The sequence below is a fragment of the Enterococcus sp. DIV0802b genome (assembly GCF_050543535.1).
Classification (GTDB): domain Bacteria; phylum Bacillota; class Bacilli; order Lactobacillales; family Enterococcaceae; genus Enterococcus_D; species Enterococcus_D entomosocium.
Window position 1 is genome coordinate 2816778 of the sequence record NZ_CP172941.1, and the last position, 13275, is coordinate 2830052.

At 43.3% G+C, this 13275-nt stretch carries 17 protein-coding genes; 6 read left to right on the forward strand and 11 right to left on the reverse strand.

The features are described from left to right. Window positions 1-3: 3 nt before the first annotated feature. Together IGJ12_RS13140 and IGJ12_RS13145 are read right to left on the reverse strand one after the other, a co-directional pair. Window positions 4-1092 (reverse strand): ABC transporter ATP-binding protein, encoded by a 1089-nt coding sequence (locus tag IGJ12_RS13140; protein ID WP_005228533.1) that lies wholly within the window; start codon window positions 1090-1092, stop codon window positions 4-6. A 16-nt stretch (window positions 1093-1108) separates the two neighbouring features. Next, window positions 1109-1651 carry a helix-turn-helix domain-containing protein gene (locus IGJ12_RS13145; RefSeq protein WP_008380724.1) on the reverse strand — a complete coding sequence of 181 codons (543 nt, stop codon included), beginning with the start codon at window positions 1649-1651 and terminating at the stop codon, window positions 1109-1111. Window positions 1652-2037: 386 nt separating this feature from the next. Here IGJ12_RS13145 and IGJ12_RS13150 point away from each other — a divergent pair, with 386 nt between their 5' ends. The 4 genes from IGJ12_RS13150 to IGJ12_RS13165 are packed head-to-tail and all read left to right on the forward strand — an operon-like array spanning window position 2038 to window position 5010. Continuing rightward, window positions 2038-3027, forward strand: a complete 990-nt coding sequence (locus IGJ12_RS13150) for an acryloyl-CoA reductase (protein WP_008380723.1) — start codon at window positions 2038-2040, stop codon at window positions 3025-3027. Beyond that, window positions 3024-3773 (forward strand): phosphopantothenate--cysteine ligase, encoded by a 750-nt coding sequence (gene coaB, locus IGJ12_RS13155; RefSeq protein ID WP_008380720.1) that lies wholly within the window; start codon window positions 3024-3026, stop codon window positions 3771-3773. Before IGJ12_RS13150 ends, coaB begins: the two co-directional genes overlap by 4 nt. A gap of 32 nt (window positions 3774-3805) precedes the next feature. Then, the gene (coaC, locus tag IGJ12_RS13160) at window positions 3806-4363 is read left to right on the forward strand and encodes a phosphopantothenoylcysteine decarboxylase (protein WP_008380717.1); all 558 of its coding nucleotides are present in this window, start codon (window positions 3806-3808) and stop codon (window positions 4361-4363) included. 2 nt (window positions 4364-4365) lie between these two features. Continuing rightward, window positions 4366-5010, forward strand: a complete 645-nt coding sequence (locus tag IGJ12_RS13165; protein ID WP_005228527.1) for an ECF transporter S component — start codon at window positions 4366-4368, stop codon at window positions 5008-5010. Between the two features lie 66 nt (window positions 5011-5076). Here IGJ12_RS13165 and IGJ12_RS13170 read toward each other — a convergent pair whose 3' ends face one another. The 4 genes from IGJ12_RS13170 to IGJ12_RS13185 form a co-directional block, all read right to left on the reverse strand. Further along, complete coding sequence (locus tag IGJ12_RS13170; RefSeq protein WP_008380714.1) at window positions 5077-6297, reverse strand: hypothetical protein; 1221 nt, start codon at window positions 6295-6297, stop codon at window positions 5077-5079. 116 nt (window positions 6298-6413) lie between these two features. Beyond that, window positions 6414-7298 carry a UDP-N-acetylmuramate dehydrogenase gene (gene murB, locus IGJ12_RS13175; protein WP_375137363.1) on the reverse strand — a complete coding sequence of 295 codons (885 nt, stop codon included), beginning with the start codon at window positions 7296-7298 and terminating at the stop codon, window positions 6414-6416. Between the two features lie 138 nt (window positions 7299-7436). Next, entirely contained in the window at window positions 7437-7787 is a 351-nt protein-coding gene (locus tag IGJ12_RS13180) for a type II toxin-antitoxin system PemK/MazF family toxin (RefSeq protein ID WP_008380710.1), read from the reverse strand. Further along, window positions 7781-8056 (reverse strand): AbrB/MazE/SpoVT family DNA-binding domain-containing protein, encoded by a 276-nt coding sequence (locus tag IGJ12_RS13185; protein WP_005234145.1) that lies wholly within the window; start codon window positions 8054-8056, stop codon window positions 7781-7783. Before IGJ12_RS13185 ends, IGJ12_RS13180 begins: the two co-directional genes overlap by 7 nt. A gap of 214 nt (window positions 8057-8270) precedes the next feature. Between IGJ12_RS13185 and IGJ12_RS13190 the strand changes: the two genes are divergently transcribed. Both IGJ12_RS13190 and IGJ12_RS13195 read left to right on the forward strand, forming a co-directional pair. Further along, on the forward strand, window positions 8271-9023 hold the full coding sequence (locus IGJ12_RS13190) for an exodeoxyribonuclease III (protein ID WP_008380708.1): 753 nt from the start codon (window positions 8271-8273) through the stop codon (window positions 9021-9023). Window positions 9024-9107: 84 nt separating this feature from the next. Next, window positions 9108-9641 (forward strand): 3'-5' exonuclease, encoded by a 534-nt coding sequence (locus tag IGJ12_RS13195; RefSeq protein WP_005234143.1) that lies wholly within the window; start codon window positions 9108-9110, stop codon window positions 9639-9641. A gap of 75 nt (window positions 9642-9716) precedes the next feature. Here IGJ12_RS13195 and IGJ12_RS13200 read toward each other — a convergent pair whose 3' ends face one another. The 5 genes from IGJ12_RS13200 to IGJ12_RS13220 all read right to left on the reverse strand — a co-directional run bounded on the left by IGJ12_RS13200 (window position 9717) and on the right by IGJ12_RS13220 (window position 13268). Next, complete coding sequence (locus tag IGJ12_RS13200) at window positions 9717-10232, reverse strand: GNAT family N-acetyltransferase (RefSeq protein ID WP_430619112.1); 516 nt, start codon at window positions 10230-10232, stop codon at window positions 9717-9719. A 15-nt stretch (window positions 10233-10247) separates the two neighbouring features. Next, window positions 10248-10772: a GNAT family N-acetyltransferase gene (locus tag IGJ12_RS13205; protein WP_016621612.1), complete on the reverse strand. Its 525-nt coding sequence runs from the start codon at window positions 10770-10772 to the stop codon at window positions 10248-10250. Next, window positions 10765-11238 carry a tRNA (adenosine(37)-N6)-threonylcarbamoyltransferase complex ATPase subunit type 1 TsaE gene (tsaE, locus tag IGJ12_RS13210; RefSeq protein WP_034878371.1) on the reverse strand — a complete coding sequence of 158 codons (474 nt, stop codon included), beginning with the start codon at window positions 11236-11238 and terminating at the stop codon, window positions 10765-10767. The genes IGJ12_RS13205 and tsaE overlap by 8 nt, the downstream gene beginning before the upstream one ends. A gap of 215 nt (window positions 11239-11453) precedes the next feature. Next, on the reverse strand, window positions 11454-12437 hold the full coding sequence (gene pta / locus IGJ12_RS13215) for a phosphate acetyltransferase (protein WP_008380699.1): 984 nt from the start codon (window positions 12435-12437) through the stop codon (window positions 11454-11456). A 141-nt stretch (window positions 12438-12578) separates the two neighbouring features. Beyond that, the gene (locus tag IGJ12_RS13220; RefSeq protein WP_005234138.1) at window positions 12579-13268 is read right to left on the reverse strand and encodes a uracil-DNA glycosylase; all 690 of its coding nucleotides are present in this window, start codon (window positions 13266-13268) and stop codon (window positions 12579-12581) included. Window positions 13269-13275 lie beyond the last annotated feature (7 nt).

Here is a 13275-nt window from a genome sequence, read left to right on the forward strand (position 1 = left end):
CTCCTAATCTTCGTAGCTCTCTAAACGAGCATCAAAATCTTCTTCGGACTCATTGAAACGCATGACGTGGATGTCTTCTGGTTCAAAGGAAAGCCCGATCTTGCTTCCTTCAGTGGCTTTTCTTGTAGAGTGAACCATCCATTCGTTGCCTTGTTCGTCGTAACAAATGATTTCGTAATGCACGCCTCGGAACAATTGCGTGTCTACTTCAACGACCAGCTTGCCTTTTTCCGCCGTCGTCAAATTCAAATCTTCCGGACGGATCACGATCTCAACGGCTTCATTCGGCCGCATCCCGCCATCGACACATTCAAATTGCTTGCCGACAAACTCCACTAAGTTGTCTTCGATCATCGTGCCTGTGACGATGTTGCTTTCACCGACAAAATCCGCCACGAAATGGTTGATTGGTTCATCGTAGATATCCACTGGTGTTCCGCTTTGGACGATCTTCCCTTTGTTCATGACGAAAATCTCATCACTCATGGCCAACGCTTCTTCTTGGTCATGGGTGACAAAAATAAAGGTGATGCCTAGTCGCTGCTGCAATTCCCGCAGCTCGTATTGCATGTCAGTTCGCAATTTCAAGTCCAATGCGGACAATGGTTCATCAAGAAGCAATACTTTGGGTTCATTGACGATCGCTCGTGCGATTGCGACCCGTTGGCGTTGACCTCCTGACATTTCGCTGATTTCACGATTCTCATAACCAGGAAGTTGTACTAACCGTAACGCTTCTAAGACTTTTTTATTCACTTCATCTTTTGGTAATTTTTTGATTCGCAGACCAAATGCCACATTTTCAAAAACGTTCATATGTGGGAATAAGGCATAATCTTGAAAGACAGTATTCACTTGCCGTTGATTGGCAGGAACGTCATTAATTCTTTGTCCATCAAAATAAACGTCGCCTTCTGTTGCGTCCGAAAAACCCGCAATGATGCGTAAAATAGTTGTTTTTCCACAACCTGAAGGACCTAACAATGTATAAAAGCGACCTTCTTCAATATCAAAACTCACTTTTTTCAAAACTGTTTCATCATCATCAAATCGCTTCACCACATTGTTGAATGAAATTATTGTTTTTCCCACACTCTTTCCTCCTGTACTATAAATAAGAATCCGTCACGACTACGAGCACACGGCTTTTTTTGCCGGCGATATTTTTTAATTGATGCGGCTCAGTCGCCTGATAATAGATCGATTGGCCTTTACGAGCCTTGTACTGCGTTTCTCCTAACGACAACGCCACACTGCCCTCTAAGACATAGATAAATGTTTCTGCTAACGATGGTTCAAAGGTCTTGTATTCGCCGGCTTTATCAAAAGTCAGCAAGACTGGCTCCATTTCTTTTTCATTGGAATCGGGAATCAGCCATTTCAATTCATAGCCATTTTCTTCATCATAATAAAGCGTACTGTCTTCTTCGCGATAAACCACTTGATGCTGCGCATTTTCTTCTCGGAAAAATTCCTCTGGTGTCACGCCTAAAACTTCTAAGATCGTAAAAAAAGTTTCCATAGAAGGCGAACTCAAATCACGTTCCAACTGTGAGATATAGCCTTTCGTCAAATCGGTCCGCTCGCCTAATTCTTCTTGGGTCAAATTCTTTTGAACGCGCAAATTGCGCAGCTTCTCGCCAATCTCCATGTTCATTCCCCCTTTTATTGACACAACTGCAAGTAAAAAAGTTTGCTATAAGTAAACTTCATGTTTAATTTCACTTTTTCTAGTATACAAATAATTGCAAAAAACACAAGCCTTTTTTCTTCATTTCTTTGAATTCTTTTCTCCCTAATCAAAAAAAGGAGTGATGCTAAATGCTTGTGCTATAAAGGAAACGATTGGCGGTCCCGTCATTTTCGCTTTTCACAGGTTTAAAAGAACATCTTCTATTTTAACGAAGAAAAGGTAGATTTAATAATGATCTGTTTTTACTGATTTTTTGATAAGAAGCCCTGCCTTTTCTTGCTTCACTGGTTAAAAAAATAAAACTTATGGTATTATGAGTACAAACCATCAAAGGAGTGTCTGAAATGACGAATTTCTCTACCTTTCGTGTCATGAATGAACCAAATTTTACTGCTTCACTCACAACTGCAACCCTTGACGAGCTGCCAGCAGGCGATGTGCTTGTCCGTGTTGATTACTCAGATGTTAATTACAAAGATGCCTTGGCAGCAAATGAAAATGGCGGCGTGATTCGCACGTATCCGATGACGCCGGGAATCGATTTAGCAGGGGAAGTCGTGGACAGTCAGTCTGCTGATTTTGCCCCAGGCGATCAAGTTTTAGTGACTGGCTATGGCTTAGGGGTTTCTCACCCAGGCGGTTACAGTCAATTTCAACAGGTCCCGGCCGAGTGGCTCGTAAAACGTTCTGCTGGTTTTTCAGCGAAAGACAGTATGACCTATGGCACGGCTGGGTTCACAGCAGCTTTAGCGGTGCAAGAATTAGAGCAGCTGCACTTAGCAAAAGACGCTGCGATTTTGGTGACAGGTGCGAGCGGTGGCGTCGGCAGTGTCAGCATTGCCTTATTGAAAAAACTGGGCTATACAAATATAGTGGCGCTATCTCGTAAAACCGATGCGCAATGGTTGTTAGACCTAGGCGCAGCAAAAATCATCCGTCCGGATGAAGTGGTACCCGAAAAGGTCAAACCATTAGCAAAACAATCGTTTGCAGCGGTCATCGATACTGTTGGCGGTCCATTGCTTGCGGCAGTGCTTCCGCAAATCGCTTATGGGGGCGGTGCCTTCTTATGCGGCAATGCTGGTGGGATCAAAATCGAAACGACTGTCTTACCCTTTATTTTGCGTGGGATTCGCGTAATTGGGATCGATTCAGTCAATGTTTCCCATGAGATCCGCACGGCATTATGGGAGAAATTAGCGGGTGAGTGGAATGTGATCGATCAGCTTTACACGAAAGCCATCACTTTGGAAGACTTACCAGAAACGTTGGCAGCTTTATTAGCTGGCACGCACCAAGGACGGACGATCGTTGAGGTGTCACAAGGGCAATGAGAATTTTGATTACGGCTGGCGGTACTTCCGAAAAAATCGATGATGTCCGTGCAATCACGAATCATTCCACGGGTTCACTTGGTCAAGCGATTGCCAATGAATGGCTGCGGTACCCTGAGGTGACCATCGATTACGTTACGACGAAAACTGCCAAGCAACCGCCTACCGATCCACGAGTTACCTGTCATTTCATTGAAGGGACCACGGACTTGTTGGGGCAATTGACCGATTTATTGACGACCCATTCGTATGCTGCCGTGATCCACAGTATGGCAGTTAGTGATTTTACCCCTGCTGCTCATTTTTCAGAAGCAGCCTTTTATGAAGCAATCAACGATGCCCTACCGACTTATGACAACCAGGTCACTCCGGCATTGATGGCACACGTGCTCGCACAATCTGAAGCAACGGCAGGCAAAGTTTCTTCCAATACGGATCATTTGTTTTTAGTGTTGAAGAAAACCCCGAAAGTGATCCAAACCATCAAAGCATTACAGCCGACAACCTTATTAGTCGGATTCAAATTATTAGTAGCCGTAGCGGAAGACGAGTTGTTCGCGGTCGCACGAAAAAGTTTGCTGGCTAGCCAAGCGGATTATGTGTTGGCCAACGACTTGACGCAAATTTCAGGAAACCAGCATGTTGGCCACCTTTTGACACAAGAAGGACAAATCGGGACTGGTCGCACAAAAGCTGAGATCGCAACCTTGATCGTTGACACATTACGCAATGACCTGCGTGCTTAGCTAGATGTTTTTTTAGAAAAGGAGAAAGAATCATGAAACAAAAACACGTTCTGCTTGGCGTCAGCGGCAGTATCTCTGCATACAAAGCAGCCGACCTGACCAATGAATTAACCAAAAAGGGCTATGCAGTGGATGTCTTAATGACTCAAAATAGCACACAATTTATTACGCCTTTGACGTTACAGTCATTATCCAAACGCCCGATCCATGTGGATGTTATGCAAGAGCGCCAACCAGATCGGATCAATCATATTGAACTAGCCAAACAAGCCGATCTTTTCTTGCTCGCCCCAGCCAGTGCTAACAGTATTGGCAAGCTGGCGCATGGGTTAGCCGATGATTTGATCTCAACAGTTGCCTTAGCGTTGCCGTTATCCGTGCCCCGCTTGATTGCACCAGCCATGAATACCGTCATGTACGAAAACCCGATTGTTCAAAGAAATTTGGGGATTTTGAAAGAAGTCGGCTTCCAAGAGATTGAACCCCGTGAAGCGTTACTGGCTTGCGGTGATTTCGGCAGAGGCGCATTAGCAGCAACAGAAACGATTCTCGAAAAAGCATTGACTGCTTTGGAAGTACGGAGTGTCTAACAATGAAAAAAATATCAACTTTTGAACTTGTCTTAACAGCTTTCTTTTTAGGAATCTTGATTCTTTTAGCATCGGTACCCTTTCTTGGATTTATTCCCTTAGGACCAATCAATGCGACAACGATGCACATTCCTGTCATCATTGCTTCCATTGTATTGGGCCCTCGGATCGGTGGCTTTTTAGGCGGTGCCTTTGGGATCATCAGTATGGTACGTTCGACGTGGATCATCACCCCGCTTTCTTTTGTCTTCTCTCCTTTCGTACCGATTTATGGGAGTGATCAAGGAAGTTGGAAAGCGATCCTCGTAGCGCTGATTCCCCGTATTTTGATTGGTGTCGTTCCTTACTTTGTTTATAAGGGCTGTCAAAAAATCTGGAAAAACAAACAGCAAAGTCTTTCGCTACTAATTGCTGGTGTTGCCGGAGGTTTGACGAATACGATTCTGGTAATGAACTTGATCTACTTCTTGTTCCAGCAAGAATATGCGGAGGTTGTGGGGAAAGCTGGCAATGCTGTTTATGCAGCGATTTTGGGTGTGATCTTCGCCCAAGGTGTACCTGAAGCCATTGTAGCGGGAATCGCCACGATGGCAGTTGGAACCGTCCTTTTGCGCTTAGTCATGAACCGCAAAAAAAATCGTATCTAAAAAAATAGCGACCGCCTAAAGTTAGCTTTTTGGCTAACTTAGGCGGTCGCTTCCCTTTTGAGTGACTCATAAACTTTGTGTCATCTGGAGTGCTTCGACAAGCTCTTGATACTGCTCTTGGGTCAAATACTCTTCATAAAATGTCAGATAATCATCGATATCTGCTTGGGTCAAATAAGGCAGCTCTTGCTTGATTTGCAGTAGCAGTTCCTCGAACTCCTCATCCGTCAGCATATAAGAAGACCAATCATCGGCTTCATCATAGCTATCCCAGTACTCATCATCATAATCATTCTCATACCCATCGTCATAGCTGTCATCCCAGCCATAATCATAGGGAGAAAACAATTCTTCTGGGTCAATCAATTCTTCCGCTGTGGGGATCGCAACGGCTGTATCACTTTTCTTTCCTGTAAAAGTCACCGTAGCTCCGATAGTCGTTTGCAGCTCATCCGCTTGCACGAAGTGAAAAGCCATTTTCTGCTGATTTGTTTTCGTATTGACGGTCATAGCTAAGTCAAACTGCTCGACTTCTTCCAGCATCGTTTCTAATTCGGCGACTTGCTTTTGATCGGCACCGTGTTCTTGGGCATAGGTTGCATAATCTGCCAATTCTTCTTTGGTAAACGTATGGCTGATCGTATCTCCATCTCTTTTGAAAGCATCCGGTTCGAAGGTTTTCAAATAGTCTGCAAATGTCTCATTATGAAAAAGACTGTTCATGGTAAAGAGGTTTTCAGGCGCTTTTTCTGCTTCGGTCGTCCCCTCGCCGTCCTCTGCAAAAGTTCCTTCGCCAAAGTAAGAATCTAAGGTTTCTTGATCGATGCGCAGGTATTTGCCTTCATATTCCGCAGCGTCTGGTTTTGTCCCATAACTGTCACTACCAAATGCGCTGATATACCCTTGCAGTGTTTCATAGATTTCAGCTGACACATACGCTTCTTGTTTTTCAGGATCGACGATCAGCTTGATCGGCAGCTCCTGCCCCCCATAAGCGACTGCCAGATTGAGTAAAATCGCTTTGGTTTCCTTGTCTTGGACGAAGTCCCCTTTAAATGACGAGCCGACTAACTGTGACATCAACATAGAGGCATACCTATCGGCTTCTTGACCGTATTCGCTGCTGTTGCCTATCTCAAAGGTATCGATCGTCGCTTGGAATTCACCAGCATTCGTTGCTTGCTGATTCGTTAACTGTTCGGCAAACTGTTCTTGCGGTAATTTCGTACAACCACCGAAAAGAAAGGCGAACCCAACAAACAAAATGACGCATCCCCACTTTTTCATCCTGCTCACTCCTTTTCGTTTATTGTACCGAAGACTGCGAAAGCTTACAATCCTAAGCTCTTTTTATTAGCTCTCATGAAAAAAAGATTGCCCCGCGGGACAATCTTTTCGCTAATCTATTCTTCGCCGATGATTCGGACTTCTGTTTCTAAGGTGACATCAAAAGTTTCTTTGATGACTTGTTGGATATGAGCGATCAGTTCAACGTAATCCGTGGCTGTTGCTTGATCGACATTCACGATAAAGCCCGCATGTTTTTCCGAAATTTGGGCACCGCCCCATTTCAATCCTTGTAAGCCTGCATCTTGGATCAGCTTGCCGGTAAAATGACCGACTGGGCGTTTGAAGACACTCCCACAAGAGGGGTATTCTAGCGGTTGCTTCAATTGCCGCAATTCTGTCAGTTCATCCATTCGCTTTTTGATTTGCTCTTGATCGCCTTTTGCTAGATCAAAGCGACTGCTCAAAATGATCATCTTTTGCTCTTGCAATTTGCTATGCCGATAAGCAAATTCCATTTCTTCCTTGGTATATGTCACGATTTGACCATCAGCCAGCAAAACGTCGCAGGACGCAAAGACATCTTGGATCTCGCCATCATAAGCGCCAGCATTCATAAAGACGGCACCGCCGACACTGCCAGGAATCCCGCAGGCAAATTCAAAACCAGTCAAGGATTCATGCAAAGCGACATAGGTGGTATCGATCAACTTTGCTCCAGCATCGACGATCAAAGAAGTGCCGTCTACCACGATTTGGTTCATTTCCGACAGCATGATCACCACGCCGCGAATACCACCATCACGGACGATCAAGTTGCTGGCGTTTCCTAAGACGATCCAAGGAATCGCTTGTTCTCGGCAATAATCAAGCAGCTGTTTAGCCTCTTCTGCTGTTTTGGGAAAAGCCAAAATGTCTGCCGGTCCACCAGTTTTTGTATACGTATAGTTCAATAAGGGTTCATCTTTTAATAAGGCAATTTCAGGGAATTGCGCAATCATCAAGTCTTTATTCACGAGAAGGTTTCCTTTCACAATAAACATCTCACTTATTTTAGCATGTTCAAGGAAAAGTTGCTACCTCTGGTGAATCAAAGAAAAGCTTAATAATCGAATGACCTGATTAATAAAGAGTAAGCTTCAAAAAAAGTGTTTTGTTATTTCAGATAATCGTTCTTTCATCTCCGTAGTGACTTTATCGACTACTTCTAAGTTGCTGTGATGCAAGAGGTCCACACTGCGAATATGCTGACAAAGAATCGTCCCTTGAACTTTACTCTTTTGTGTTTCGGTAACTGTTTGAAACGCATTCGATCGAGCGAATTTTTCTTCTACATATTTTTTTGAGCTACTGATTGGCATCACTAAGACGGTATTGAAACTCTTGTTATAATAATCATTACTAACCACCACACACGGTCTTTTTTTTGCCATTTCATTTCCTTTGGTGGGATTTAAGTCAATAAAAAGAATATCTCCTTGTCTTACCATTCAATATTCTCCTCACCTAAATCTTCTCCAAAAAACATCTCACCTGTATCAAATTTCCCCGTTTCTTCTACGATCGCTAATTCTTGTTTCCAAAAATCTTCAAAGGAAGGTGCTGCTTTTTCGCCTGTTACCTTGATCTCGCCTTCTGGAGTAAATTCAAAAATTACCCGCTGATTCTCTTTTAAGCCTAACTTTTGCCGCACACTTTTTGGAATAGTTATTTGATTTTTCGAAGTCATTTTCGCTGAAACTTGCGCTTTGATCGTCATGTGAACTGCCCCCTTTTCAAAACGATTGTAACATAAAACGTAAGGAAAAGTAAGGATTTATTAATCCTTTTTCGTACCACAAACGAATTTTCTCTAGCATCCAAATTTAATCCTCATTCTTCCTCCTTGTTTTCCTTATTCCGCTCACTTGCTTTGCGCTTCTGGCTTTTTTAGGTAAAATGGGAGGCGTAGTGGAAAATAAGGAGGAGTCTCAATGAAATTTATTTCTTGGAATGTCAATGGTTTACGGGCCATCGTTAAAAAAAATTTTTCTGAAGTGTTTGAAGCCCTCGATGCTGATTTCTTTTGTTTACAAGAAACAAAGCTGCAAGAAGGTCAGATTGAATTGGATTTACCAGGCTATCATCAATACTGGAATTATGCGGAGAAGAAAGGCTATTCTGGCACGGCGATTTTCGCAAAAGAACCTGCGCTATCTGTCCGTTATGGATTAGGGATCGAAGAACATGATACGGAAGGTCGCGTCATCACGCTGGAGTATCCTGAATTTTTCTTGATTACTTGCTACACACCAAATTCCCAAAATGAATTGCGCCGCTTGGATTATCGCATGACTTGGGAAGATGCCTTTTTGGCTTACTTGACTGAATTGAAACAACAAAAGTCAGTGATTCTCTGTGGTGATTTGAATGTTGCCCATAAAAATATCGATATCAAAAACTGGAAAACCAATCAAAAAAGTGCTGGGTTTACACCTGAAGAACGGGAAAAGTTTTCGACTCTTTTGGCTGCTGGCTTTACCGATACGTTCCGTTATTTCTATCCAGATGCAGAAGGCATTTATTCTTGGTGGAGCTACCGTTTCAACGCTCGCAAAAACAATGCCGGCTGGCGCATCGATTACTTTGTCGTTTCGGATAACTTAAATGAGCGCTTGCTAGATGCCAAGATCCATACAGATATCATCGGCAGTGACCATTGCCCGGTGGAACTGGATCTCAAATAACCGTAAGAAAACTTCAGTTTTTCTTAACGTTTGTTCGCTTTTCATTCTTTGATTTTGTGCTAGAATGGCAATGAGGTGAGTCTGATGAATTTTATCGCAATGGACTTTGAAACAGCAAATTATCAAAAGCATAGTGCCTGTTCCCTTGCACTAGTCATGGTACAAGATAGCAAAATCGTGGGCGAATATTACACATTGATCCAACCGGAAACGGAATTTTTTTGGAAAAACATTCAAATTCATGGCATTCGTCCAGAAGATGTGCAAGAAGCGCCTAAGTTTCCTGACGTATGGAAACAAATCCAACAATATTATCAATTAAACAGTCTGATTGTTGCGCATAATGCTGGTTTTGATACCGGCGTTTTGGCGGGGTGTCTTGACTATTATGGGTTGTCACAACCAAACTATCTTTCCTTGTGCACGGTACGAACAAGCCGCAAACTGTATCCAGAATTTACGAACCACAAATTAAATACGGTTTGTGAGCAATTGCAGATTCCTTTACTAAACCACCATGATGCCTTGGAAGATAGCCGGGCATGTGCCCAAATCTTATTGCGTCAAGAAGAAGAATTTGGCATCGATCCATTAAAAAAAATGGTTTTAGTCAAATAAATAAGAACGTGCGTCCTAAAGTCAGCATTGCGCTAGACTTTAGGACGCACGTTTTCATTTAAGGAAGGAATCATTTTAAGTTAGATCGATCCAATAATGACAGATTACAGCGCCATCTTCAGGATCAATGGCTTTTTCGGTTAGTTTACCTCCGTTATTTTCAATGACTTTGGCGGAAGCACGATTGGCTTCTTCACAGGTTACTAACACGTTGTTCAAGCCAAATTGTTTGGCCTTTACCAATGACTGTGCCAACATTGCCGAGCCGATGCCTTGCTTTCGATGGTCTGGGTGCACCGAATACCCGATGTGTCCGCCAATTTGGCGCAAATACGCATTAAGTGTCAGACGCAGATTCAAGAGACCGATCACTTTTTGATCTTGGATAGCCAGATAGGTACGGGCGGGAACGAATCCTTCTGGTACCGTTTCTGCTGTTTTAAAATCCGCCAATCCCTCTAGCCAGTCTTTGGCTGTCGGACTTTCTACAAGTCCTGCCCCACCGTGAATGACTTCTTGATTCTTCTCGAACGCTTGCCGATACGCTTCGATTTGATCGCAGTCTGCGATCGTCGGTTCCCGAAACTCCATTTCCTTCACTCCTTTTTATGATTCAAAAAGACGTGCCATCATCAAGACATCAACTTTTTGCCCCTCGCGGGTTTGCACCGCTTCTTTCATACAGCCTTCTGTTAGAAAGCCAAATTTTTGATACAGGTGGATCGCTCGTAGATTTCTCGCTTGGACGGTCAATTCGATGCGGGTCAATTCGCCAACTTCTACTACCCAGTCCAGTAATTCTTCAATCAGGAGCGAACCTAAGCCCAAGCCCCAATAGTCTTTTAAAATCGAGATACCGATCTCTCCGACATGGGCTAATTGCCACTCTTCATTGCCTTTGACTGATGCCATGGCAATCAATTGTTCTTGATCAAATGCCAACAACAGCAAATAGTCCTCCCGTTCATAGATAGCATCCAGCTGTTCTGCCAATAGGGCTTCTGGCAACGCCAAGCCGCTTTCATCCATTAAGAGAAAATCCGTTTCTTCTCCTAGCAGTTGACTGACTGCTAACACGGCTTTCGCATCAGCACCCGTGGCTTCTTTGATCTGTAATTGGATCTCACTCATGGGCTGCCTGCCATTTGGTTGTGATCCGTTGCAAAAAGGCGGTTGCTTTGGTGCCATATGCATGACATTTCACAAGACGTTTTTGTTCATCTGTATCATCTTTTTCCAAAATCAGTTCTAAATAATCCTCTGGCAGGGAGGCTTCTAAGAGATTGCCCCACTCGATCACACACAAGCCATCCCCTTCGAAATAATCATCCAGTCCTAAATCTTCTGCACCGTATTCCACCCGATAGACATCCATATGGTACAGGGGCATCCGCCCATTGGTATATTCACGAATGATCGTATAGGTCGGACTTTTGATCAGTTGCTCGATCCCTAACCCCAAGGCGATGCCTTTCGTCAATGTTGTTTTGCCAGCACCCAAGTCGCCCGTCAATACCAGATTATCCCCTGGCTCGGCTACTTCTCCAATGATTTTTGCAAATGCTGCGGTTGCTTCTAAGTCGTTAATGGTAAACATAGTCCCCATCCTTTGATCAATCTAATTTACTAGTTGCTAGTATAGCTTGTTTTTCAAGGAATTGTAAAGAAGGAGCTTAAGGAAAATTTCCCGACGACCACTGGATCGTTGATTCATATGGACGCCCCCTGCTTTGTTGCCCTCAACTTTCCAAAAGCAAAACAAAAAACTGACCCTCAACGGATCAGTTTTTCATAAGTGCAGCGATAGGCTGCTTATTTTTCCATTAATGTTTGTGCCGCAGTAATGATTGATAATTTGTAGACATCTTCTTCATTTGAACCACGGGACAAATCAGAGATTGGTTTGTTCAACCCTTGTAAGATTGGTCCAATCGCTTCAAAGTTACCGAAACGTTGGGCGATCTTGTAGCCAATGTTTCCTGATTGTAAATCGGGGAAAACAAAGACGGTTGCTTTACCTGCTACTTCAGATTCAGGAGCTTTCAATTGAGCAACTGCTGAGATATACGCAGCATCGAATTGCAATTCTCCATCGATTTGGTATTCTGGTGCCAATTCTTTGGCGATTTTTGTTGCTTCAACGACTTTATCTACTTCTGGTGCTTTCGCAGAACCTTTCGTTGAGAAGCTTAACATAGCAACCTTTGGATCGATTTCAAATAATTCAGCGGTTTTCGCTGAGTCAACAGCGATTTCTGCTAATTCTTGTGCATTTGGGTTTACATTGATGGCACAGTCTGAGAACAAGTATTTTTCTTGGTCACGACCACGAACCATTAAGAAAGCACCACTTGTACGGCTCACACCTGGTTTTGTTTTGATGATTTGTAAAGCGGGTCTTACTGTATCACCCGTAGAATGGATCGCTCCTGAAACCATTCCTTCAGTAATGCCCATGTAAGTCAACATTGTACCGAAATAGTTGACATCTTTTAAGATTTCTTCTGCTTGTTCTTTCGTTGCTTTGCCGTTGCGGCGTTCCACAAAAGCTTCAACCATTTCATCCCAACGATCATAATTTTCAGGATCTAAAATTTCAAAGTTTGATACGTTGATTCCGCGAGCTTCTGCTGCTTTTTCGATTTCAACCGGGTTACCGATCAAAACGGGTTCAATCAATTCTTCTGAACGTAAACGGCTAGCAGCACCTAGGATACGAGGATCTGTTGCTTCTGGAAAAACGATTTTGATATGACGACGCACGATTTTAAATTTTAAACTTTCGAATAATTCCACGGGTAAAGACCTCCAGTTTTTTTATACCCTTCCATTGTACAATAACTATGAAAAAAAGAACAGATAAAAATCCTGTATTAGTCGATTATTTTAAATATCGTTACCTTTTTCACAAATCCACTCATTCTAAATAACACAGTTTTACAACTGTGTTATTTTTTCCGGTAACGCCCAAGAAATCGGTTCTTCCCCTAATGCCAGCAACGCTTGATTGATCTTAGAAAAAGGCTTTGAACCAAAGAATCCTCGATGTGCCGACAACGGACTTGGATGAGGCGCTGTTATAATAATATGTTTGCTGGTATCTAGTAAAGCGGCTTTCTTTTGAGCGGGTTTGCCCCAAAGCACAAAAATGACCGGTTTTTCTCGTTGATTCAATTTTTCGATAATCGTATCTGTCAGCTGCTCCCAGCCATGCCCGTGATGTGAATAGGCTTGTCCCTCACGTACCGTCAATACGGTATTCAACAATAAGACCCCTTGCTGCGCCCATGGCACAAGATAGCCATGGGACACAGGTGCAATCCCTAAGTCATCGGCTAATTCCTTGTAAATATTGCGTAAGGAAGGCGGTATTTTGACCCCCGGCTGCACGGAAAACGACAGTCCGTGGGCTTGGTGAGGGCCATGATAAGGATCTTGACCTAAGATGACAACTTTTACGTCATGGTATGGTGTCAGTTTAAGTGCTTCATAAATATGATCCATCGCTGGATGGATCTTTTGCTGGGCATATTCTTGTTTCAAGAAAGCCCGTAGTTGTTGGTAATAGGGTTGCTCAAATGATTCCTGCAATTGTTCTTGCCAATCATTGTCCAATAGTCGTTTCATGGCGAAT

Excerpts from the sequence above, each read along its gene's own strand:
- IGJ12_RS13145 (WP_008380724.1), bottom strand. The coding sequence starts at position 1,651 with ATGGAGATTGGCGAGAAGCTGCGCAATTTGCGCGTTCAAAAGAATTTG.
- IGJ12_RS13150 (WP_008380723.1), top strand. The coding sequence starts at position 2,038 with ATGACGAATTTCTCTACCTTTCGTGTCATGAATGAACCAAATTTTACT.
- coaB (WP_008380720.1), top strand. The coding sequence starts at position 3,024 with ATGAGAATTTTGATTACGGCTGGCGGTACTTCCGAAAAAATCGATGAT.
- coaC (WP_008380717.1), top strand. The coding sequence starts at position 3,806 with ATGAAACAAAAACACGTTCTGCTTGGCGTCAGCGGCAGTATCTCTGCA.
- IGJ12_RS13165 (WP_005228527.1), top strand. The coding sequence starts at position 4,366 with ATGAAAAAAATATCAACTTTTGAACTTGTCTTAACAGCTTTCTTTTTA.
- IGJ12_RS13170 (WP_008380714.1), bottom strand. The coding sequence starts at position 6,297 with ATGAAAAAGTGGGGATGCGTCATTTTGTTTGTTGGGTTCGCCTTTCTT.
- murB (WP_375137363.1), bottom strand. The coding sequence starts at position 7,298 with ATGATTGCGCAATTCCCTGAAATTGCCTTATTAAAAGATGAACCCTTA.
- IGJ12_RS13180 (WP_008380710.1), bottom strand. The coding sequence starts at position 7,787 with ATGGTAAGACAAGGAGATATTCTTTTTATTGACTTAAATCCCACCAAA.
- IGJ12_RS13185 (WP_005234145.1), bottom strand. The coding sequence starts at position 8,056 with ATGACGATCAAAGCGCAAGTTTCAGCGAAAATGACTTCGAAAAATCAA.
- IGJ12_RS13190 (WP_008380708.1), top strand. The coding sequence starts at position 8,271 with ATGAAATTTATTTCTTGGAATGTCAATGGTTTACGGGCCATCGTTAAA.
- IGJ12_RS13195 (WP_005234143.1), top strand. The coding sequence starts at position 9,108 with ATGAATTTTATCGCAATGGACTTTGAAACAGCAAATTATCAAAAGCAT.
- IGJ12_RS13200 (WP_430619112.1), bottom strand. The coding sequence starts at position 10,232 with ATGGAGTTTCGGGAACCGACGATCGCAGACTGCGATCAAATCGAAGCG.
- IGJ12_RS13205 (WP_016621612.1), bottom strand. The coding sequence starts at position 10,772 with ATGAGTGAGATCCAATTACAGATCAAAGAAGCCACGGGTGCTGATGCG.
- tsaE (WP_034878371.1), bottom strand. The coding sequence starts at position 11,238 with ATGTTTACCATTAACGACTTAGAAGCAACCGCAGCATTTGCAAAAATC.
- IGJ12_RS13220 (WP_005234138.1), bottom strand. The coding sequence starts at position 13,268 with ATGAAACGACTATTGGACAATGATTGGCAAGAACAATTGCAGGAATCA.